Origin of the sequence: Streptomyces sp. NPDC091292, from assembly GCF_044757265.1 — a bacterium.
Classification (GTDB): domain Bacteria; phylum Actinomycetota; class Actinomycetes; order Streptomycetales; family Streptomycetaceae; genus Streptomyces.
In genome coordinates this window covers 111,815-132,420 of record NZ_JBIVUQ010000019.1, presented here as the reverse complement: position 1 = coordinate 132,420, position 20,606 = coordinate 111,815, and the positions used below count along the sequence as shown (strand labels likewise).

The following is a 20,606-nucleotide window of genomic DNA, read 5'->3' as shown; positions in this document are numbered from 1 at the left end:
TAGCGTGACGTTCATGAATCTGTTCAAACGAGCCTGGTGGCGGCTGGCCGGCCACCTGGGCAAAACGGTGATGCTGACCGGACTGTTCTTCGTCATCTGCACGCTTGTCCTGTCCGGCTTCCTGATCCAGTCGGCGGCGGCGCGGGCCGCGGACTCGGCCAAGGGCAGCGTGGGCGCGGTGGTGACGATGCAACTGGATCTGGACGCCCTGATCAACTCGGGTGGTGCCGGCAGGTCGGACGGTGCCGAGCCCGGCATCATCGGGCCCGGCGGTGACCTGCGCGCCGACCTGGTGGACAAGGTCTGCGAGTCGTCCGTCGTGGCGCGGTGCAACTACACGTCGGACTCCGCCGCGGCCCCCACCGACAAGGTCGGGCTGCACCAGCCGGTGCCGCCGCCGGGCGGTCAGGACACCACCGGCACGGACCTCTTCAAGGCCGACGGAGTCCGCGACCTGGAATCGGTCGCCGATTTCCGTAACGGAGACTCGCGGCTCGTCTCCGGTTCCGGGATCACGCCGGACAGCAAGGCCGACATGCTCGTCATCGAGGAACGGGTGGCGAAGGACAACCGGCTCAAGGTCGGCGACCGGATCAAGCTGAGGGCGGGCACGATCGACCCTGAAAAGGGCGGCATGAGCACCAAGGAGGTCGAATTCACCGTCGGCGGCATCTACAAGAACAACACGGCCGACTCCGGCGCTTACGTACCGGCGATGGCGGACCCCGCGAACCAGATCTACGTCACTCCGGACGGCGCGACCCGGCTCCAGGCCAAGGACCCTGCCGGGGGCGGAGCCGTCCTCAGGTCGGCGACCTTCACCCTGCGCGACCCCGGCGACCTGGGCCGGCTGAAGGCGGACGCGAAAGCGGCCGGGGCGGACCTGAAGATCTTCCCGCTCAGCGTCAACGACAAGCAGTACCGGACCCTGGTCGGACCGATCAACAAGACGGCGGACTTCGCCGCGGTCACGGTCTGGCTGGTCGCGGTCGCGGGGACCGTCATCCTGGCCCTGATCATCGCGTCGAACCTGCGTGAGCGCCGCAAGGAGATGGGCATCCTGCTCTCCCTCGGCGAGAAGAAGCCCAGGCTGCTCGGCCAGCAACTGGTGGAGGTGGCGGCCTGCGCACTCCTCGCGATCGGCTTCGCCGCGGCGGGCAGCCAGTTCATCGCCGAGGGCATCGGCGGCCAACTCCTCGCGGGCCAGGTCTCGTCGGCGAAGGAATCCGCCGCCGACGAGGGCCCGCGACAGGACCTGACCGACCCGACCGGCGGCGCCAACAAGAAGGAGGAGGGCCCGGAGACCGAACCGATCGACACGATGAACATCCGGCTCGGCGCGGGCGACATCGGCAAGGTCGGCGCCACCGGCCTCGGTATCGCCGCGCTCGCCACGATCGTCCCCGGCATCCGGATCCTGCGCCTCAACCCCCGCGACATCCTCACGAAGGGCGACTGACGTGACCCCGAAGACCACCCCGACCTCCACTCACACGTCCACCCCGATCCTCCAGCTCACCGGGCTGAGCCGTGCCTACCAGTCGGGCAACAGCCGCCGCACCGTACTCAAGGACGTCACCTACTCCTTCGAACAGGGCCGGATGTACTCCGTGATCGGCCCCTCGGGCAGCGGCAAGACCACCCTCCTCTCGCTGGCGAGCGGACTCGACTCACCCACGGCGGGCACCGTCCGCTTCCGTGGCGACGACATTGCCGCGATCGGCCTCGGCCGCTACCGCAACCGGCATGTGGCTACGGTCTTCCAGTCGCTGAACCTGCTCACGTACATGACGGCCGTCCAGAACATCACCTCCGCGATGGAGATCACGGGGGTGAAGGGCGTTCCCAGGAAGCGGCGCGCCGTCGAACTCCTGAACCTGCTCGGCGTGGACGAGGCCGACCGGCACCGCAGGACGCTGGAGCTGTCGGGCGGCCAGCAGCAGCGGGTGGCCATCGCCCGCGCCCTCGCTTGCGAGGTCGACATCCTCTTCGCCGACGAACCCACCGGCAGCCTCGACCAGGACACCGCCGCCGGCATCATCGAGGTGTTCCGGAAGCTGGCGCACGACACCGGGAAGTGCGTGATCCTGGTGACCCACTCCCGGGAGGTCGCGGACGCGTCCGACGAGGTGATCCGGCTGAAGCGGGGCAAACTCATGACGATCTGAGCCGGAACGGCCCGTCTGTACGGGCTGTCCGCACCGGCAGCGGAGTCAGCGGGTCGATCCCCTGTGTTTCCGGCGTCCGCAGCCGCAGGAGTCGCGGTGGTGGAACTCCGTGGGGATCGTCACCGACCGGGGTGCGCGGTCCGGGGTTTCGATGCGGCTGAGGAGCAGATCCACCGCCGTCTCGGCCAGGGTCGCCGCGTTCTGGGCGATCGCCGTGATCTGCGGGTCGAACAGGTCGGCCCATTCGAAGTCGTCGTAGCAGACGAGGGCGAGGTCGCGGGGGACCTTCAGGCGGCGTCGGCGGAGGGCTCGCATGGTGCCCAGGGTCATCTGGTTGTTGGCCACGACCAGGCCGGTGGTGGGTTCCTTCGCGGCGGTGAGGTGGGCCAGGACCCGTTCCTCGGCGGTGTGCTCGTCGGACTCGCCCGCGATGATCAGCCGTGGGTCCTTGTCCAGGCCGAGTTCGTCGACGGCCTTGAGGTATCCGGCGAGCCGGTCGCTCGCGGACATGGACGTGAGGCTGCCCTGGACGAAACCGATACGGCGGTGGCCCTGCTCCGCGAGGTGTGCGGTGAGGCGGTACGTCGACTCGACGCACTCGGAGTAGACCTGGTCGGCGGGCAGGGTCGAGCGGCGGTCGATGAACAGGAGCGGGAAGCCGTCGTCCAGTAGCTTCACCAGGCTGCCGGTCAGTTCGGGGCTGCCTTCCAGGGGGCTGACGACGAGCCCGCTGACCCGGCGGGCGAGCAGGTGGTTGATGACGTCCACGGCGACGAGCGGGTCGTCGTTGGTGTCGGCCACGATCATCGTGTACCCGGCACTTCGCAGCAGCCGGTCGATGTCCCGTACCAGCTCCGCGAAGTAGGGATTGGTGACCACCGACATGGCCACGGCGATGGTGTCGGTCGACTGGGTGGCCAGGGCGCGTGCGGCGAGGTTCTGCCGGTAGCCGGTCCGCTCGACCGCCCGCCACACCAACTCCTCGGTCTCGGGCGCGACTTTACGTGTCTTGTTGAGCACGTGCGACACGGTCGTGGTCGACACCCCCGCCAGCCGGGCCACGTCGGCCATCGTTGTCACTTGAGTGCCCCTCCGCCGCTGAAAGCCTGTCTCGACCGAGAGAAAAGCTCGACCGGGAGAAAAGCTATCTCGGCGCAAGCCCTTGCGCAACCGCTTGCGCCTCCTTATGGTTTACGCATTCGTCACACGCAAGCGGTTGCGCGGCGGCCGTTTAGTGACGCTCAGTGACGATGCTTCGTGGCGACGCCGTGACGAGGCGCCTGCCGGAACGAGCAGGACACACCTCAACCAGCAGGACACACCTCAACCAGCAGGACACATCTCAAACCGGCAGGACACATCTCTGCGACTCAGCCCCCCATCCCCCAAGGAGACGGTGACATGAAGAGGGCCTTTCGGATGGTGACCGGTGTGGTGGCGCTGGGAGTGGTCTCGGCGGCGCTGGCCGGCTGCGGGGACGGGGCGAGCGGCGGTACGGGCGCCGACGGCGGGCAGTTGACGATCGGGTTCGTGCCGGGCATCGCATCCGACCCGTTCTTCAAGGCGATGCAGGTGGGCGCCGAGGCGGAGGCGAAGAAGCTGGGCGTGAAGCTGCTGTGGCAGGGCGCGCCCGACGAGTACTCACCGCAGTCGCAGATCCCGTTCGTCGACGCGATGCTCACCCAGCGCGTCGACGGACTGGTCATCGTGCCGACCGATCCCGACGCGCTCCAGCCCAGCGTCACGAAGGCACAGACGCTGAAGATCCCGGTCGTGACCGTCGACACCACGGTGTCCGACCGGAGCTATCTGACCTCGGCCATCACCGGCGACAGCGAGGCGGGCGGCAGACAGGCGGCGAGGACCCTGGCCCAGCAGATCGGCGGTGCGGGCGAGGTGTTCGTCCTGAGCGGTTCGCCGAGCGCGACCACCGACCGGCTGCGCGCGAAGGGGTTCAAGGAGGAGCTGGCCAAGCATCCGCGGGTCAAGCTCGTCGGTGAGGAATACACCATGAGCCAGGCGGCGAAGGCGACTTCGGCGCTGACGACCACCCTGCTGAAGTACCCGGATCTGAAGGGTGTGTTCGCCGTCAACGGCACATCCGGCACCGGCTCGGTCGCCGCCCTGCGCAACACCGGCAAGGTAGGCAAGGTCAAGCTGATCGGCTACGACGCGTACGAGAACCAGGTCCAGGACCTCAAGTCCGGTGTCTACAGCGCCCTTGTCGCGCAGAAGCCCGGGGACGAGGCGGCGCTCGCGCTGCGGAACCTCGTGGACACCCTCAAGAAGCAGGACGTCGACAAGATCAAGAAGGACGTCGTCCTGCCCAATGTGGTGATGACCAAGGACAACCTCGGCCGGACCGACACGTACCAGTACCCGGCGAAGTGACGCGCGCCGGGTTTTCTCCGCACACCGCGTGACACACCTCTGTCCCCAACACGGAAGGAAGGGAACCGCCATGGCGTCCGCCACCACGCGTGACGGCTTGTCGCTCCGTAGTAGCCCGGTCAAAGCGCTGTTTCTGCGCCAGGACGTCATGCTCCTCGGTGTCCTCGTCCTGATGGTCGTCTTCTTCACGGCGATGAATCCGCGCTTCTTCACGACGTTCGCCCTCGCCAACATCCTTCAGGACTGGGCGCCCGTCATGCTGCTCGCGATCGCCCAGACCTACGTGATCATCACCGGCGGTATCGATCTGTCCGTCGGCTCCACACTCGGGCTGTCCGGCGTCACCTGCGCCATGGTCATGCGCTCACTGAACGAGGGCGGCACCGGCACCGTCGCGACGATCGTCGTCGGTGTGGTGGCGGCCCTGCTCACGGGCATGGCCGTCGGACTCGTCAACGGGCTGCTCATCACCCGGGCGAGGCTGGCGCCGTTCATCGCGACGCTGGCCACCATGGGAGCCGGCGCGGGCCTGACCCTCGTCCTCACGAGCGGGGTGCAGATCGCGGGCGGCCCGACGGCGGTGATCCGGCTGGGCAACACGCAGTATCTGAATGTCTTCACCCTCCCGCTGATCATCGTCTTCGTGGTGCTGGCGATCGCCTGGGTGGTCCTGGAGGCGACACGGTTCGGGCGCTGGACGTACGCGGTGGGCTCCAACTCCTTCGCCGCGCGCGGCGTCGGCATCGGCGTACAGGCGCACCTCATGAAGATCTACCTGCTCTCCGGACTCCTCTCCGGCGCCGCCGGGGTGTTCCTCTACTTCCGGCTCGGCTCGGGTTCGCCGACATCGGGGCAGGGGCAGGAGCTGGCCGCGATCGCGGCGGCCGTCATCGGCGGCACCAGCCTGTTCGGCGGCAGCGGGCGCATGTCGGGCACCGTGCTCGGCGCGCTCATCACGACCTCCGTGCTCAGCGGCCTGATCCTCATCGGCGTCGCACCCAACTGGCAGCAGGTCGTCATCGGCGGACTCATCGCCCTCGCCGTCGGCGTCCAGCAGGTCAACCTCCGTACGGGAAAGGTGGCAGGCCATGGCTGAAGCGATCTACGAAGCCCGTGGGGTGAGCAAGTCCTACGGCAGCGTGCGGGCGTTGGAGGACGTCGACCTCACCGTGCACGCGGGGGAGATCGTCGGGCTGGTCGGCGACAACGGCGCGGGCAAGTCCACGCTGGTCAAGGTGTTGTCCGGGGCCCATCAGGCGGACGGCGGCGCGGTGCTTCTGGACGGGGTCGAGCGGCGGTGGCGTTCGCCGCACGAGGCGCTGGAGGCCGGGATCGAGACGCTGTACCAGGACGCCGGTCTGTGTCCCGATCTGACGGTCGACGGGAATGTCTTCCTCGGGCGGGAGCGGCTGCGCCCGGGGCTGCTCGGCAAGCTCGGGTTCCTCGACAACAAGGCCATGGCCAAGGTCGCCCGGGACGAGCTGGAGCGGGTCGGGGTCGATCTGTCGGGTGTCAGCCGGACCGTCAACGCACTGTCCGGCGGACAGCGTCAGGCCGTCGCGATCGGCCGGGCCATCGCCTGGGCGCGGAAGGTCATCGTCCTCGACGAGCCCACGAACCACCTCGGCGCACGGCAGTCCGCCGAGGTACTCCGGGTCATCCTCGGCGCCAAGGAGCGCGGCCTCGGAGTCGTCTTCATCTCCCACACGCTGCCGCACGTGCTCGAAGTGACCGATCGCGTGGTCGTGCTGCGGCTGGGGCGGGTGGTGGCCGACGAGCCGACGTCGACGTTCACACCGGATTCGCTGCTCAAGGCGATCACGGGGTTGAGCGGTCCGGCTGCCGCCGCCTGAGACCGACAACGGAAGAGCCCATGCAAGAGCCCATGCAGCCCATGGAAGGGTCGATGAAAGAGTCGATGAAGGAACTCAGTGACGCCACCCTCGCCTCGCTCCCCGACGTGGAGGTCCCGCGCTACGACCGGACCGCCCTGCGCAACGGCATCGTGCACATGGGCGTCGGCCACTTCCACCGCTCCCACCAAGCCCTGTATCTGGACGAGTTGATGCGTCGCGGCGCGGCGACGGACTGGGCGATATGCGGTGCGGGGGTCCGGCCCGGAGACGCCGCCGTACACCGCGCCCTCGCCCCGCAGGACCACCTCTACACCCTGACCGTCAAGGAGCCCGACGGCAGTCGGCGCAGCCGGGTCATCGGCTCGCTGAACGGCTACCGGTACGCGCAGGACGACCCGGCGGGCCTGGTGGCGCAGATCGCCGACCCCGCCATCCGGATCGTGTCGCTCACCATCACCGAGGGCGGCTACGGAATCGACCCCGCGACCGGCGAGTTCACCGCCGAATCTCCGGAGATCCGCGCGGATCTGGCGGCCGACGCACCCGACAGGACCGTCTTCGGCATCGTGCTCCAGGCCATGCGTCTGCGCCGTGAGCGCGGGGACCGCGGGATGACCGTGGTGTCCTGCGACAACATCCAGCACAACGGGCGGGTGGCGAGCGCGGCCTTCCTCGGCTTCGCCGAACTCAAGGACCCCGCGCTGGCCCGGTGGATGCGGCAGCACATCAGGTTTCCCAGCTCGATGGTCGACCGGGTGACACCGGGGACGGTGGACGCCGACCGCACCTACCTGGAGGCCACCCACGGCTACCGGGACCGCTGGCCGGTGACCTGCGAGCCGTTCCATCAGTGGGTGCTGGAGGACGACTTCGCCGCCGGCCGGCCGCCGCTGGAGGACGCCGGAGTCGACATGGTCGCGGATGTCGAGCCGTACGAACTGATGAAGCTGCGGCTGGCCAACGGCACTCATCAGGCGCTGTGTTACTTCGGCCATCTGCTGGGCCATCGCTACGTCCACGAAGCCGTCACCGACCCCGACATCCGGGCGCTGCTGCTGCGGTACATCGACGAGGAGGCGGTCCCGACCCTCCGCCCGATCGCCGGAGTCGACCCCCGGGCCTACGGCCGTACCGTCATCGACCGCTTCTCCAACCCGGAGATACAGGACCCGCTCACCCGTATCTGCGCCAAGACGTCGGACCGCATCCCGACGTTCCTGCTCCCCGTGGTGACGGCGCAGTTGAAGCGCGGCGGCCCCACCCGGCAGTGCGCCGCGGTCGTGGCGAGCTGGGCCCGGTACGCGGAGGGCACCGACGAACAGGGCCGGACCATCGACGTCGTGGACCCCCGCCGCGACACCTTGATGGCTGCCGCCCGCAAACAGGGCAGCCAAGCGACAGCGTTCATCGAAGACCCGTCCGTCTTCGGTGACTTGGCCCAGTCCGCTCAGTTCGTCCAGGACTACACGGACGCCCTGGACCGCATCCGGACGAAGGGCGTCCGCCGAGCGTTGGGGGAGCTGGCGGCGCTCTGACGGCGGCTTGGGGGTGCCACTTGGCTCCGGGGCCGTGGCGAAGGCGTGCGGAGTGTGCGGGGGCACCGCCAGGAGGTCACCTTCGTTGAGGACGGTGACCTCCTCGCCTACCAGCACCTGGACGCAGCCCTCGACATGGTTCTCGCGTCAGGCGTCAGGCGTCAGGCGTCAAGCTCCCCAGCGGAGCGCGATCGTGTCGCCCGCGTTCACCGTCCTGTCGCGGGTGGCGGCGGTGAAGGCGGAGCCGTCTGTGCTTGCCTTCCAGGTGTTCGAGCCGCTGTTGGCCTTGCCGTTGACGGCGGTGACGGTGCCCGTGCCGGTGGCCGGGGTTATTGAGGTCACGCAGCCCGAGGGGGTGGCCGCGGTCACGGCCGCGTCGAGTACGGCGCCCAGTGTGGTCGTCGTCCCGGTCGGCGTGAAGCCGACCGAGCACACCTTCAGGCCACCGGCACCGTCGTCCACGGTCAGCGCCAGCTTGGTCGCCGTACCCGGCGTGAAGGAGCCCTGAGCCACCCACTGCGCGGCGCCCGCCGTGGCCGGGACGGGCGGGGCGGCCGTGAAGCCGCCACCGGCCACCGCCCGCAGACCGTCGATCGACGCGTACGCCGACGGGCTCGTGTCGCTGGGCAGGTACTTGAAGCCGCCGCCCGGGTTGAACTGCTGGGAGATCAGGAAGTCGACCGGAGTCCTGCCCATCGAGGTGAGGAAGTCCCCGGTCTGCGGGTTGATGCCGCACGCGTTGAGACCGGACACGGCCCAGCCGTTGGAGTCCGTGTTGACGCCGAACATGGCATTGAACGCACCGCTGCTCGCCACCAGCTTGCTCTTGAGGAACGCCTTGGCCTGCGCGATGTCGGTGTCCGTGTTCGGCACCCCGGACACACAGAGGGCCGCCATCGCCGCGCCCGTCATGTCGATGTCGCTCGCCGCCGCGAGCTGCGAAGGATTGCCCTCCGCCTTGCTGAAGTTCCAGCCGTCGTCGTTGTGCTGGTTCGCCCGGATCCGCGTGACCATCGCGTCGCGCAGGGCCTGCGGTACCCGGACCTGCCCGGACTGCGTCTTCGCGCCGTTCAGGGCGAGCGCCGCGAACACGGTGCCGTTGAAGTTCGCCGACGGTCCGAAGTAGCCGGGCTCGGCGGTCTGCCAGTAGCCGTAGATGTCGGCGAACGTGTTCCGGGACGCGGAGACGCGCGCCGGGTCGATACCGGCGGCGTAGGCGTTGAGCGTGCCGCGCTCGTAGTCCGTGACGACGGGGGACGCGGACGGCCAGCCGCTGGTGGACAGCAGGTTCCGGTAGACCGTTCTCGCGTTCTTGCTCGCGTCGCCGCCGGGCGTGACATCCACCACCGCGGTACCGGCGGCGGCGAACGCGCTGAACGCCCACTCGTTCGACAGCCCGGACCCGGCGTACGAACCGTCCGCCGCCTGAAGGGTTTTGAGGTACGCCACACCGTTCGTCTTCGACGTGGCGATCTGCGCGGGGGTCGCGGTCGCGGCGGCGGGCAGCGTGGTCAGCGCGAACGCGCCGAGCGCCGCGGCGGCCGTGAGAGCGGAACGGCGCAAGGGGACGAAGGGGGACGAGGACACCGTACGGGGCATGGCCTGCTCCTGGGATGAGGGACGCCGGCCGGCCCGTGCGGGGCCTCGCGATGCGCGGCGGGAGCAGCGGGTGTGGCCGCCGTCCGAAACGCGTGGACCGGCTTCCAAGGTGCTTCACCGCTTGGGCATTCGGGCTCGGGGCGGCCCTCTGCCACCCCACACCGCTGCGCGTCAGCCCCGGAGTCCCACCGGGTTCCCCCACTCGGCACTGCGGGACGGTACCCGACCGGCACCCCCGTCGCCACCGGTCGCCCCGGCCGGCCCCGCGCCGGACCGGACGGCATCTTGACGGTCCCCACGAGCCGTGTTCAAATCCGGCTGATACGCGAGAAGTTCCAGGGGAAGCCGGTCGAAATCCGGCGCTGACCCGCAACCGTGGGCCCGGCAGCAGCCGGGCGAGCCGGAATGCCTGGAGCGTGCAACAGCAACAGACGCCGTCGCGGACTACGGCGTGGTGCGACCAGCTTCCGTGCCCGGGGACCTCCCTGTGCGCCGGGAGCCGTCACCCACGTCCCCGCCGGCGAACGGCAGGCTACGAGGGGGCCGCGGTGGGGACCGGAGACAGACGAGACGAGCGGACGGGCACAGTCCACGGCACGGTCCATGGGCGCCCGACGGGCACCGGCCCCGCGCCCCGCCCACCCGCCGCACACCCGTCGCGATCGAACCCCCGACGCCTCACCGCCCTGGTATCGGCGCTGCTCGTCCTGCTCGCGGCCTGCGTGACGTTCCTCACGACCACCGCCACCGCCACCACCCCCGCCGCCGCCGACCCGATCGGCGACTGCACCGCCACCAAGGGCGCCGTCGTCGCCGTCGACTTCGGGCCCTTCGGCGGCAAGGTCGAGCGCGGCTGCGACACCACCCCGACCACCGGCTACGACCTGTTCCGCGACGCCGGATTCACCACCACCGGCACCCAGCACGACGGCCCCGCCTTCATCTGCCGCATCGGCTTCGGCTCCTTCAACTCGGGCAGGCAGTACCCGACCCCGGACAAGGAAGCCTGCGTCCTGACCCCGCCCGCCTCCGCGTACTGGTCCTACTGGGTCGCCTCGCCCGGCCAGGACGACTGGAGCTACAGCCAGTACGGCGCGATGGACCGCAAGCTCAAGGACGGCGACGTCGACGCCTGGGTGTACGGCGGCACGGACGTAGGCGGCACCACGGGGCGCCCCACCTTCAGCCCCGACGACGTCCGCGCGGGCGGCGGCTCGCAGACCCCCGACCCGGGCGGTACGCCCACGGGCGCACCGGGCGACATCGACCTGAAAGCCGCCGCCGGATGGCTCAAGATCCGCCTCACCGACGGCGAACGCATCGTCGACGAGGGCGCCGAAACCCCCAACTACCTGCTGACCACCGAGACCGCGTACGCGCTCGCCGCCGCCGAGGGCAAGAGCGCGGCGCTCGACAAGGTCACCGCCTTCCTCGCCGCGCACAGCACCGCGTACGCGTATCCGAACGGCACCGACCAGGCACCCGACGCCACCGCAGCCGCCCGGCTCGCCCTCGTCGCCGCGAGCACCGAGGCCGACCCGCGCGCCTTCGGCGGCCACGATCTCGTCGGTGACCTGGCGAAGAACGTGTGCGCGGCGGGCCCGGAATCCCCCGGGCCGAACCCCGGCTGCACCGCGAAGGGCGACTTCCGCGACGCCACGTACACCGACGGGCAGGCGCTGTCCGTCCTGGCCCTGCTGCGGGCCGGCACCACACCTCCGGCCGCCACCGTCGACCGGCTCACCCAGCTCCAGTGCCGGGACGGCGGCGTCACCAGCATCCTCATCCGTACCGGCGAGAACTGCGACGGCGACCCCGCCACCACCGCACTCGTCGCCCTCGTCCTGAAAAAGGCGGGCGGCCACGACGCCGCCGTGACCAAGGCCCGTACCTATCTGGCCGGGACACAGCGCGACGACGGTTCCTTCACCGCCTACACCGGCTCCACCACCGGCAGTGTCTCCGCGACCGCGTACGCCGCCCAGGCGCTGCGTGCCCTCGGCGAAACCCGCCGCGCCGACCCCGCCGTCGGCTGGCTGTCGCGGCAGCAACTCGACGGCGGCGGCTTCGGCTTCGAGGAGGACGCCACCGATCCGGCGCTCTATCCGACACCGCCCGCCGTCCTCGCGGGCGCGCACACCAGCCTGGCCACGCTCACGACGAAGAAGACGGAGCCGACCGGCCCGCCGACCTCCGGACCTCCGACCACGGACCCGAGCGATCCGCCCCCCGGCCCCGGCCCCGACCTGAAGCAGGGCGTCGCCTACCTCACCAAGGCGGCCAACCTCAAGCAGGGCCAGTACTACACGCCCGGCCCCGGTTCGCCCCGGGCGGACTTCGGCCTGACGATCGACGGCGCCTACGCCCTCGCCGCCACCGGCCTGAACAACGCCAAGCTGCGCGGCATCGTGGACTTCCTCGACCACGGCGGCAAGGACGGCGAGGGCCGCACGGTCCACGACTGGACCGGCATCGGCACCGCCTACGCAGGGGGCGGCTCCCTCGGCAAGACCGCGCTGCTCGCCGAGTCCGTCGGCCGCGACCCCCGCGACTTCGGCGGCGAGGACCTCATCGCCGCGCTCGGCGAGGCCGTCTGCGCCAGGCCGAGCACCGCCCCCGACCGGTCGTGCGCCGCCAAGGGCGCGTACACCTACGCCCCTTCCGTCTTCTCCCAGTCCCTCGCCGTCATGGCACAGGTCCGCGCGGGCGAGGAGGAGGCGGCCGAGGAGCCGGTCGCCTATCTGGCGGGCCTCCAGCAGGACAACGGGGCCTGGCCGAGTCTGATCCCCGCCACGAACGACTCGGACGTGGACTCCACCGCGATCGCCGCCATGGCGCTCGACCTGGTGGGCGGCGGCACGGCGGACGAGGCCGGCGACGCCGCCATCGGCGAGGCCGTCGACAAGGCCCTCGCCTGGATCGCGTCCCAGCAACTGCCCGACGGTGGCTTCCCGGGCGCTGCGGGCAATTCGGTCAACTCGGCCGCCCTCGCCATCCAGGGCATGTCGCTCGACCGGGCCTCGTACCAGGCCGAGATCGCCAAGGCCCGCAAGTTCCTCGCCGGGCAGCAGAACGCCGACGGCGGCTTCAACGTCGCCAAGGAGGGACAGCGCGGCTCCGATCTGCGCGCCTCCACACAGGCCGTGAGCGGCGCCAGCGGCATCTCCTTCGGAGAGCTGGAGCGCAGCTTGGACGGTACGTCACCGCAGCCGACGCCGAGTTCGAGCGGTGGCGACCCGGACATCGTCACGCCCGGTGACACGGGAGGTGGTTCGGGGGGTGACTCCGGCGGTGGCGGGTCGGCGGACGGTGGCGGGGGTGCCCTCGCCTCCACCGGCGTACGGGTCGGCGCGCTCGCCGCGATCGCCGTGGGGTTGATGCTCGCCGGGTGGCGCACCGCGCTCGCCGCGCGCCGCCGCGTGGAGACGGGGGCCGGATGCGTGGAGAGGGAGGCCGGACGATGACCCGTACCTGTACCCGTGCCCGTACCCCTCTCCGTCTGGTGTGGCTCCGTGCGCTGACCGCGCTCGGTCTGACGGCCGCCGCCCTGGGTGCCACCGCCGGACCGGCCGCGGCCGACCCGCAGCCGATGGGCCGCTGCACGACCACGTCCGGCGCGGTCCTCGCCGTCGACTTCAGCGACTGGGGCGGCCCCGTCCTCCGCTCCTGCGGCACGACGCCCACCACCGGGTACGAGCTGCTGAACCAGGGCGGCTGGCGCACCACCGGGACCGGGCACGACGGCCCGGCGTTCATCTGCCGCATCGGCTACAGCGGTTACAAGAACGGCAAGCAGTACCCGACGCCGGCGCAGGACGACTGCGTCCTCACCCCACCGGCCTCCGCCTACTGGTCGTACTGGCACGCCAACCCCGGGTCCGACACCTGGGAGTACAGCCAGCTCGGCGCCATGCTCTACAAGCCGAAGCCCGGCAGCGTCGACCTGTGGATCTTCGGCGGCACCAACATCGAGGGCACCGAGGGACGGCCCACGGTCACCCCCGATCAGCTCCGCGCCCACAACACCGAGCCGCAGGGCGATACGGGGAAACCTGACTCCCACGAGAAGGCACCGCCGTTGCCGCCGGACGTCGACACCGGACCCAAGGCCGGGAAGCCGCCCACCGAACCGGCGGACTCTCCTTCGCCCCAGCCGAATGAGCCCAAGGCGAAGAAGCCCAGGCCGAGCAAGAGCGCGAGCGAGTCGCCTTCGCCGTCGCCCAGCCCGACCGCCGACTCCCCGACCGCCGCCACGTCGAGCCCCGGCACCGACGTGGTCGAGGCGGGCCCGGCCGCCGACGCCCGGCACGACGCCGGCTCGATGGCACCCGTGGCGACCGGTGCCGCGCTGGTCGTCCTCATCGGCGGCGCCGCGGTGTACGTGGCGCGCAGACGCCGCCGTACCGAGTGACCGGGGTGGCCTCGACCACCACCGACGCGTCCGGTGCTCCTGGTGCGCCCGGTGCGAAAGACTCCCGGTCCGGCCCGTCCGCCGACCGGGGCGGCCGGCGGCTGCCGCGCATCCTGCACCCGGTGGCCTGGTGGGTGTGGGCGCTCGCGCTCGCCACCGCCGTCAGCCGCACCAACAACCCGCTGCTGCTGTTCCTCGTACTCGCCGTCCTCGGCTTCGTCGTCACGGCCCGGCGTACGGAGGCTCCCTGGGCGCGCGGCTTCAAGTACTACCTGTACCTCGCCCTGACGGTCGTGGCGATCCGCGTCGTCTTCCGCACCGTCTTCGCCACCGGCATCACCCCGCACGACACCTTCCTCTTCTCACTTCCGCACATCCCCACGCCCGACTGGTACGCGGGCATCCAGATCGGCGGCCCGGTCTCCCTGGAGGCCCTGCTGTCGGCGGCGACCGACGGGCTGCGGCTCGCCTGCATGCTGTGCTGCATCGGCGCGGCCAACACCCTCGCCAACCCCAAGCGCGCGCTGCGCGTCCTGCCCGGCGCCCTGCACGAACTCGGCGTCGCCGTCACCGTCGCGATCAGCGTGGCGCCGCAACTCGTCCAGAGCGTGCAACGGGTCGCGCGCGCACGGAAGTTGAGGGCCGGACGCACCCAGGGCCTGAAGGCGCTGCGCGGCATCGTCGTGCCCGTACTGGAGGACGCCCTCGAACGGTCGCTGCGCCTCGCAGCCGCCATGGACTCGCGCGGCTACGGCCGGGCGGGCACGGCCACCCGCCGCTCCCGGCGGATCACGGGCGCGCTGATGCTGCTCGGCATGTGCGGGCTGTGCGCGGGGGCGTACGGACTCCTGGACGCGACCACGCCCGCCTTCCTGGGCCTGCCCGCCATGGGTATCGGCGCCGTGCTGTGCGTGGCGGGCCTGCGCCTGGGCGGCCGGCGCACCGCCCGCACCACCTACCGGCCCGACCCGTGGCGGCTGCCGGAGTGGGCCGTCGCCGGCAGCGGTGTCCTGTCCGCCGTCCTGCTGTTCAGCAACCTCGGCTACGACCCCGCCCAGCTCAACCCCACCTTCTACCCGCTCACCTGGCCCGATCTGCCGCTCGTGCCGACCGCCGCGATCCTGCTCGCCGGGACGGCCGGCTTCCTCGCCCCGCCGCCGGGCCCGCGGCCCGCCCCGCAGCCCGCCGCGCCGTACCGCCCCGCCGAGAAAGCCGAGCCCGCGTGATCACCTTCGACCAGGTCACCGTCCACTACGACGACGCGCCCGAGCCCGCGCTCCGTGACATCGACCTCACGGTGGAGGAGGGCGAACTCTGCCTCGTCATCGGCCACACGGGCGTCGGCAAGTCCACACTCCTCGGCGCCGTCAACGGGCTCGTACCGCACTTCACCGGCGGCACCCTGTACGGCCGCGTCACCGTGGACGGGCGCGACACCGCCCACCACCCGCCCCGTGAACTCGCCGATGTCGTCGGAGTGGTCGGCCAGGACCCCGTCGACGGCTTCGTCACCGACACCGTGGAAGAAGAACTCGCGTACGCCATGGAGCAGTTGGCGATCCCTCCGGCGACCATGCGCAAGCGCGTCGAGGAGACCCTGGACCTGCTCGGACTCGCCGATCTGCGCCATCGCGCGCTGTACGAACTCTCCGGCGGCCAGCAGCAGCGGGTCGCGATCGGCTCGGTCCTCACCGCCCACCCCCGCGTCCTCGTCCTGGACGAACCCACGTCGGCCCTCGATCCGACGGCGGCCGAGGAGGTCCTCGCGGCCGTCACCCGGCTTGTTCACGATCTCGGCGTCACCGTCCTCATGGCCGAGCACCGCCTCGAACGGGTCGTCCAGTACGCCGACCGCGTCATCCATCTGCCCGGCGACGGCCGCGCCCGCAGCGGACCGCCCGCCGACATCCTCCGTACGTCGGCCATCGCGCCGCCGATCGTCGAGCTGGGCCGCGCGGCCGGCTGGTCGCCGCTGTCGCTGTCGGTCCGTGACGCGCGCCGCGCCGCCGCCGCGCTGCGCTCCCGCCTCGCGGACCGTGCGCCCGGCCCCGTCCGCCCGCTCCCGGCGCGGGACCGGCGGCGGCTGCTGACCGCCCGGGGGGTGACCGTCACCTATCGGGGGGTGCCTGCCGTCAGGGAGGTGGATCTCGATCTGTACGCGGGCGATGTCACCGCGCTGATGGGGCGGAACGGTTCCGGCAAGTCGTCGCTGCTGTGGGCGCTTCAGGGTTCGGGGCCCCGGCGCGCGGGGACGGTCGGGGTGGTCGATGCCGGGGAGGGGGGCGGCACGGTCACGGATCCGCACAAGGTGCCTGCGGCGCGTGCCCGGCGACTGGTCGGCCTGGTCCCGCAGACCCCGGCCGACCTGCTGTATCTGGAGAGCGTCAAGCAGGAACTCGATCAGGCGGACCGGGAGTCGGGTGGTGGTTCAGTTGGAGAGTTGAAGGCGCGCGCCGTCCTGGACCGGCTCGCGCCCGGCATCGATGACGCCACCCACCCCCGCGACCTGTCGGAGGGGCAGAAACTCGCCCTCGTACTCGCCGTTCAGCTCTCCGCCGCGCCCCGCGTCGTGCTGCTGGACGAACCCACACGCGGTCTGGACTACCGAGCCAAGTCGGAGCTGATCGGCATTGTCGACGCCCTCGCGGCGGAGGGCAGGTCGGTCGTCATCTCCACGCACGACGTCGAGTTCGCGGCGCGCGCCGCGGACCGGGTGGTCGTCATGGCGGAGGGAGACGTCGTCGCCGACGGCCCGACCACGGAAGTCATCGTCTCCTCACCGGTCTTCGCGCCGCAGACGGCGAAAATCCTCGCGCCTCTCCCGTACTTGACGGTGACTCAAGTGGTGAACGCGATGAGCGCCCTTACGTCCAAAGGCGATGAAGGGACGAACCCGTGACGGCGCAGCGCATAGCGACGGCCATACGGCTCACTCCGCGCGTCGGCATCGTCATGGGGCTGGCCGCACTTCTCGGACTGGTCGCGTTCTTCTGGCCGTTCGTGGTCGACCCGGGCAAACTCGGTTCGAACTACGCGCCCCTGCTCATCTTCGGCGTCCTGCTGATCCTCGTCCTGTGCGTGGTGCTGTCGGAGATCGCCGAGGGCGGCATCGACTCCAAAGCACTCGCCATGCTGGGCGTTCTCTCCGCCGTCAACGCGGCCCTCCGCCCCCTCGGCGCCGGAACCGCCGGAGTCGAAACCGTCTTCTTCGTCCTGGTGCTCGCGGGGCGGGTCTACGGCCCCGGGTTCGGCTTCACTCTCGGCTGCACCTCGCTGTTCGCCTCCGCGCTCATCACGGGCGGGGTCGGCCCGTGGATGCCGTACCAGATGTTCGGGTGCGCGTTCGTGGGGATGCTCGCGGGGTTCCTGCCCCGGGCGACCGGCCGGCGCGAGGTCCTGATGCTGGCGGTCTACGGATCCTTCTCCGGCTACCTCTTCGGCTTCCTCCTCAACCTCTCCTTCTGGCCGTTCTCCCTGGACCCCAACAGCTCCATCGCCTACCTGCCCGGTCTGCCCTTCACCGAGCAGTGGCAGCGCTACATCGCCTTCGACCTCGCGACATCACTCGGCTGGGACACGGGTCGCGCGGTCACGAACTTCGTGTGCCTGATGCTGGCGGGTCCGGCGGTACTCACCACATTCCGCCGCGCGGCCCGCAGAGCCCGCTTCCGGGCCCCGGTCCACTTCGCGGGGCCCGGGGGCGCGGAGTCTACGGCGCAGGAAACCACGGAACGATGACGACCTGGCTGACCCGGCCGCGCACCGAGGCGATGTCAGTGCCGCCACCTACTATCCCGCCATGAGCATGATCGGAGAGTACGTCCGCCTCACTCCCGCCGAACTCGACCGTGCGGTGAAAGATCCGGACTGGGCCCTGAAGTTCGTTGAAGAGTTGATCGAGGCGGAACCGGACGAACAACCCACGGCGGCCGAGGCCCGCTGCCACGACACCGGCAAGACATGGCACGCCCTCGACTTCCTGCTCCGCCGCCTCGGCTTCCCTGTCGACATCGTTCACGGTGAGATGGAGATTCCGGGGGCGGAGGACTGGGGCTACGGGCCGCCCCGCTACCTCACCCCGGAGCAGGTACGTCTTGCGACCGACGCCCTCGCCGCCACCCCCCACCAGAACCTGATCGAGAACGTCACCCCGGCAGACCTCGCCCAGGCCCGCATCTACCCCGATGTCATCTGGGAACGCGGCGAATCACTGGACTTCGTGACCAGCCATTACCAGGCACTGGTCCCGTTCTTCCAGGCAGCGGCCCGCGACGGAAACGGAATGCTGGTGTGGCTCGACTGACTTCAGTGAGCCTTTTGCATCCTCAGTCCGAGCCGGTCGGAATGTCAGGTGATCTGGTCCGGTAGGTCCGGATGCCACCCGCCGTTTCAAATGATCTGGTTTGCCGGCACCGATGTCCGGCACTCGGCAAATTGGAACAGAATCCGTGGCTATTGTGCTGCACGGTGGCCGCTGATTTCTCGCACCACGCTCGTGGCGAAGGGCGTGAAGACGGCCGGTACGTGATACTGAATCCACCCGGACCAGTGCGGGGGAATATCCAGTCTCAACCTGCGGTACAGGAGTGCATGCCGATGAATCTGGGTCTCGCCGACAAGGTTGCCGTCGTCACCGGTGCCAGCAAGGGTATCGGCTTGGCCATCGTCGAAACCCTAGGTCGTGAAGGTGCCCGCGTCGTCGCCGGCAGCCGTACCCAAACCCCCGAACTCGCCGCACTGTGTGAGAAGTACGGCGTCACTTTCGTTCCCGTCGATCTGGGTGACGCCGACGGCCCCGACCTTCTGATCCATGCCGCTGCCGAGCGCCAGGGCCGGATCGACGTGCTGGTCAACAATCTCGGCGCCACCCGTCCCCGTACCAGCTTTCTGGACATCGATGACGCCGAGTGGCGGAGCGTCTTCGATCTGACCTTCTTCAGCGCGGTCCGCTCCAGCCGCGCCGCGCTACCCCATCTGCTCGCCGACATCGGCGGAGCGATCGTCAACATCAGCTCCGTCAACGCCCGCCTGCCCTTTCCCATGGTCGTGGACTACTCAGCGGCCAAGGCTGCCCTGAGCAACCTGACCAAAGCCTTGTCGGAAGAGTTCGCCCCACAGGGCGTACGCGTCAACGCCATCGCCCCCGGACCGGTCCGCACTCCCTTCTGGACCGACCCCGGCGGCTTTGCCGACGCCACAGCAGCCGGCACCGGCAAGAGTGCCGAGGAGACCCTCGACGACGTTCTGCCCCAGCAGATGGGCATCTCCACCGGACGCATCACCGAACCCCAGGAAGTGGCTGAACTCTCCGCCTTCCTGGTCTCCCCGCACGCCGCCAACATCACCGGCGCGGAATTCGTCATTGACGGTGGCCAGATCAAGACCATCTGACCCAATCGTTCAAGACCACGGGCCCATAGAACCAGGTCATTTGAGATCGGGACCAGATCGCTTGAGACGGGACCGCCAGGCCGTTGCCGGTCGCCGTGATTCATTCGAAGCGCGGCCAGGGCGATGGTTTCTGCGGTGCGGCCTTTCCTGTACCAGGCCATGCCGAAGTTGCCTCTTGTGCAGGCCATTGTGCGGGAACTGGGTGGGATGGCGTTGCCTGGCATCGTGGAAGTCCGTACCGGCCCAGCAAATACCGAGAAGCAGCATCGGGGCCCGTTCGAGATTTCTGGAACGGGCCCTGGGGGCAGTCGCTTGGTGCCGCCTGCAGCACGCGCTGATAGATTCCTTCCCGCACGTACGTTGCGATCTGGGGTGGGTTCGTTGGTCTGGTGGGCGGAAAGGTCCCTCCGGGACGGGGAGCGTCCTGCGTGGGCATGGGTTCCATTGCAGTCCGTAGGGCCCATACGGTTCGGTCAGAGCAGGGAGGAAGTCTCAGCCGCTCTGGGCGAGCCGATCACGGCATGGGACACCAAGAAGTACGCGCCCTGGTTTCCCTTCGACGGGGTTGGCATCGACACCTACTACGACCAGGAGACGCAGACCCTGGCCGCAGTCGCTGTCGACGCCTCCCGGGGCCCGCAGGTCAGCTTCGATGGTGTCCCTCTGGTTGGCCGGCTGCCGTCGGAACTCGAACCCTGGATCGAGAAGACCGCCTCCACACTTGCGGATCCGACGCTGCCCGAGTACGTCGACGGCCTGCGCTTCGGGCGCCGCGGAGAGCCGTATCTCCTCAGCCTGGGACTGGTGCTGCGCTGCCAGCAGAACGGAGACCACGCCCGCTGTCGCCCTGTGTTTCTTGCACCTCAGTGGGCCATGCGAGGCCAGGAACGGATCGAGGACTTGATCCCCGACCGGGAGTGGCTGACGTACTGAGCTGTTCCGACCTGACGGAAGGTTGGGCGTGCGGCCTCAGCAGCTCCTGGCCGCCCTCGCGCCCACGCTGGAACAGGCCATGGAGACCGTGCGGAAGAAGGCGTACGTGATCCTCGACGGAACCGTGTCGCCCATCGACGGCATTGCCGCCGACCGCCCGTACTACTCGGGGAAGAAGAAGCACCACGGGACGAGCGTGCAGGTACTCGCGGATCCAGCCGGCCGTCTCATCCGGGCCTCGGACGCGCTTCCCGGGGCCGTGCACGATCTGATCGCGGCCCGGGCCCACCGCATTCCCGCCGCCGTCCGAGCCGTCGTCGCC

At 70.0% G+C, this 20,606-nt stretch carries 16 protein-coding genes, 2 pseudogenes and 2 riboswitches; of the genes and pseudogenes, 15 read left to right on the top strand and 3 right to left on the bottom strand.

The window, feature by feature from the left end; all coding sequences use genetic code 11:
- Positions 1 to 13: 13 nt before the first annotated feature.
- Together ACIQNU_RS35260 and ACIQNU_RS35255 are read left to right on the top strand one after the other, a co-directional pair.
- Positions 14 to 1,459 (top strand): ABC transporter permease, encoded by a 1,446-nt coding sequence (locus ACIQNU_RS35260; protein ID WP_401374153.1) that lies wholly within the window; start codon positions 14 to 16, stop codon positions 1,457 to 1,459.
- A 1-nt stretch (position 1,460) separates the two neighbouring features.
- On the top strand, positions 1,461 to 2,168 hold the full coding sequence (locus ACIQNU_RS35255; RefSeq protein ID WP_401374150.1) for an ABC transporter ATP-binding protein: 708 nt from the start codon (positions 1,461 to 1,463) through the stop codon (positions 2,166 to 2,168).
- Between the two features lie 45 nt (positions 2,169 to 2,213).
- On the opposite strand, the gene ACIQNU_RS35250 is transcribed toward ACIQNU_RS35255, so the two are convergent.
- Positions 2,214 to 3,239, bottom strand: a complete 1,026-nt coding sequence (locus tag ACIQNU_RS35250; RefSeq protein ID WP_401374198.1) for a LacI family DNA-binding transcriptional regulator — start codon at positions 3,237 to 3,239, stop codon at positions 2,214 to 2,216.
- 330 nt (positions 3,240 to 3,569) lie between these two features.
- On the opposite strand from ACIQNU_RS35250, the gene ACIQNU_RS35245 reads away from it, so the two are divergent.
- From ACIQNU_RS35245 to ACIQNU_RS35230, 4 genes are all read left to right on the top strand, one after another.
- A complete protein-coding gene (locus ACIQNU_RS35245) occupies positions 3,570 to 4,559 on the top strand; it encodes a substrate-binding domain-containing protein (RefSeq protein WP_401374148.1) in 990 nt (329 codons plus the stop codon).
- Positions 4,560 to 4,629: 70 nt separating this feature from the next.
- Entirely contained in the window at positions 4,630 to 5,655 is a 1,026-nt protein-coding gene (locus ACIQNU_RS35240) for an ABC transporter permease (protein WP_401374145.1), read from the top strand.
- Positions 5,648 to 6,412 (top strand): ATP-binding cassette domain-containing protein, encoded by a 765-nt coding sequence (locus ACIQNU_RS35235; RefSeq protein WP_401374144.1) that lies wholly within the window; start codon positions 5,648 to 5,650, stop codon positions 6,410 to 6,412. The genes ACIQNU_RS35240 and ACIQNU_RS35235 overlap by 8 nt, the downstream gene beginning before the upstream one ends.
- A gap of 53 nt (positions 6,413 to 6,465) precedes the next feature.
- Positions 6,466 to 7,950 carry a mannitol dehydrogenase family protein gene (locus tag ACIQNU_RS35230; RefSeq protein WP_401374141.1) on the top strand — a complete coding sequence of 495 codons (1,485 nt, stop codon included), beginning with the start codon at positions 6,466 to 6,468 and terminating at the stop codon, positions 7,948 to 7,950.
- Between the two features lie 27 nt (positions 7,951 to 7,977).
- Here ACIQNU_RS35230 and ACIQNU_RS35225 read toward each other — a convergent pair.
- Both ACIQNU_RS35225 and ACIQNU_RS35220 read right to left on the bottom strand, forming a co-directional pair.
- A pseudogene (locus ACIQNU_RS35225) lies at positions 7,978 to 8,079 on the bottom strand (cupin domain-containing protein); the annotation flags it as partial.
- Between the two features lie 39 nt (positions 8,080 to 8,118).
- The gene (locus ACIQNU_RS35220) at positions 8,119 to 9,549 is read right to left on the bottom strand and encodes a hypothetical protein (protein ID WP_401374139.1); all 1,431 of its coding nucleotides are present in this window, start codon (positions 9,547 to 9,549) and stop codon (positions 8,119 to 8,121) included.
- 123 nt (positions 9,550 to 9,672) lie between these two features.
- Positions 9,673 to 9,748, bottom strand: a riboswitch (cobalamin riboswitch).
- A gap of 138 nt (positions 9,749 to 9,886) precedes the next feature.
- A riboswitch (cobalamin riboswitch) is annotated at positions 9,887 to 9,960 on the top strand.
- Positions 9,961 to 10,235: 275 nt separating this feature from the next.
- Between ACIQNU_RS35220 and ACIQNU_RS35215 the strand changes: the two genes are divergently transcribed.
- The 9 genes and pseudogenes from ACIQNU_RS35215 to ACIQNU_RS35175 form a co-directional block, all read left to right on the top strand.
- On the top strand, positions 10,236 to 13,013 hold the full coding sequence (locus tag ACIQNU_RS35215; protein ID WP_401374196.1) for a prenyltransferase/squalene oxidase repeat-containing protein: 2,778 nt from the start codon (positions 10,236 to 10,238) through the stop codon (positions 13,011 to 13,013).
- Positions 13,010 to 13,960, top strand: a complete 951-nt coding sequence (locus ACIQNU_RS35210) for a hypothetical protein (protein ID WP_401374137.1) — start codon at positions 13,010 to 13,012, stop codon at positions 13,958 to 13,960. Before ACIQNU_RS35215 ends, ACIQNU_RS35210 begins: the two co-directional genes overlap by 4 nt.
- Positions 13,961 to 14,061: 101 nt before the next feature.
- Positions 14,062 to 15,186: an energy-coupling factor transporter transmembrane component T gene (locus ACIQNU_RS35205; protein WP_401374195.1), complete on the top strand. Its 1,125-nt coding sequence runs from the start codon at positions 14,062 to 14,064 to the stop codon at positions 15,184 to 15,186.
- Positions 15,183 to 16,859, top strand: a complete 1,677-nt coding sequence (locus ACIQNU_RS35200; RefSeq protein WP_401374135.1) for an ABC transporter ATP-binding protein — start codon at positions 15,183 to 15,185, stop codon at positions 16,857 to 16,859. Before ACIQNU_RS35205 ends, ACIQNU_RS35200 begins: the two co-directional genes overlap by 4 nt.
- 53 nt (positions 16,860 to 16,912) lie before the next feature.
- The gene (locus tag ACIQNU_RS35195) at positions 16,913 to 17,698 is read left to right on the top strand and encodes an ECF transporter S component (RefSeq protein ID WP_401374192.1); all 786 of its coding nucleotides are present in this window, start codon (positions 16,913 to 16,915) and stop codon (positions 17,696 to 17,698) included.
- 61 nt (positions 17,699 to 17,759) lie between these two features.
- Complete coding sequence (locus tag ACIQNU_RS35190) at positions 17,760 to 18,263, top strand: YfbM family protein (protein ID WP_401374132.1); 504 nt, start codon at positions 17,760 to 17,762, stop codon at positions 18,261 to 18,263.
- A gap of 293 nt (positions 18,264 to 18,556) precedes the next feature.
- A complete protein-coding gene (locus ACIQNU_RS35185; protein ID WP_401374129.1) occupies positions 18,557 to 19,351 on the top strand; it encodes an SDR family NAD(P)-dependent oxidoreductase in 795 nt (264 codons plus the stop codon).
- A 444-nt stretch (positions 19,352 to 19,795) separates the two neighbouring features.
- Positions 19,796 to 20,284: a hypothetical protein gene (locus ACIQNU_RS35180; RefSeq protein WP_401374127.1), complete on the top strand. Its 489-nt coding sequence runs from the start codon at positions 19,796 to 19,798 to the stop codon at positions 20,282 to 20,284.
- Between the two features lie 43 nt (positions 20,285 to 20,327).
- A pseudogene (locus ACIQNU_RS35175) lies at positions 20,328 to 20,579 on the top strand (transposase family protein); the annotation flags it as partial.
- Between the last annotated feature and the right edge of the window lie 27 nt (positions 20,580 to 20,606).

Bases quoted from the DNA above. Each gene is read 5' to 3' on its own strand.
- ACIQNU_RS35260 (WP_401374153.1), top strand. From the start codon at position 14: ATGAATCTGTTCAAACGAGCCTGGTGGCGGCTGGCCGGCCACCTGGGC.
- ACIQNU_RS35250 (WP_401374198.1), bottom strand. From the start codon at position 3,239: ATGGCCGACGTGGCCCGGCTGGCGGGGGTGTCGACCACGACCGTGTCG.
- ACIQNU_RS35245 (WP_401374148.1), top strand. From the start codon at position 3,570: ATGAAGAGGGCCTTTCGGATGGTGACCGGTGTGGTGGCGCTGGGAGTG.
- ACIQNU_RS35240 (WP_401374145.1), top strand. From the start codon at position 4,630: ATGGCGTCCGCCACCACGCGTGACGGCTTGTCGCTCCGTAGTAGCCCG.
- ACIQNU_RS35235 (WP_401374144.1), top strand. From the start codon at position 5,648: ATGGCTGAAGCGATCTACGAAGCCCGTGGGGTGAGCAAGTCCTACGGC.
- ACIQNU_RS35230 (WP_401374141.1), top strand. From the start codon at position 6,466: ATGAAAGAGTCGATGAAGGAACTCAGTGACGCCACCCTCGCCTCGCTC.
- ACIQNU_RS35220 (WP_401374139.1), bottom strand. From the start codon at position 9,549: ATGCCCCGTACGGTGTCCTCGTCCCCCTTCGTCCCCTTGCGCCGTTCC.
- ACIQNU_RS35210 (WP_401374137.1), top strand. From the start codon at position 13,010: ATGACCCGTACCTGTACCCGTGCCCGTACCCCTCTCCGTCTGGTGTGG.
- ACIQNU_RS35195 (WP_401374192.1), top strand. From the start codon at position 16,913: ATGGGGCTGGCCGCACTTCTCGGACTGGTCGCGTTCTTCTGGCCGTTC.
- ACIQNU_RS35190 (WP_401374132.1), top strand. From the start codon at position 17,760: ATGAGCATGATCGGAGAGTACGTCCGCCTCACTCCCGCCGAACTCGAC.
- ACIQNU_RS35185 (WP_401374129.1), top strand. From the start codon at position 18,557: ATGAATCTGGGTCTCGCCGACAAGGTTGCCGTCGTCACCGGTGCCAGC.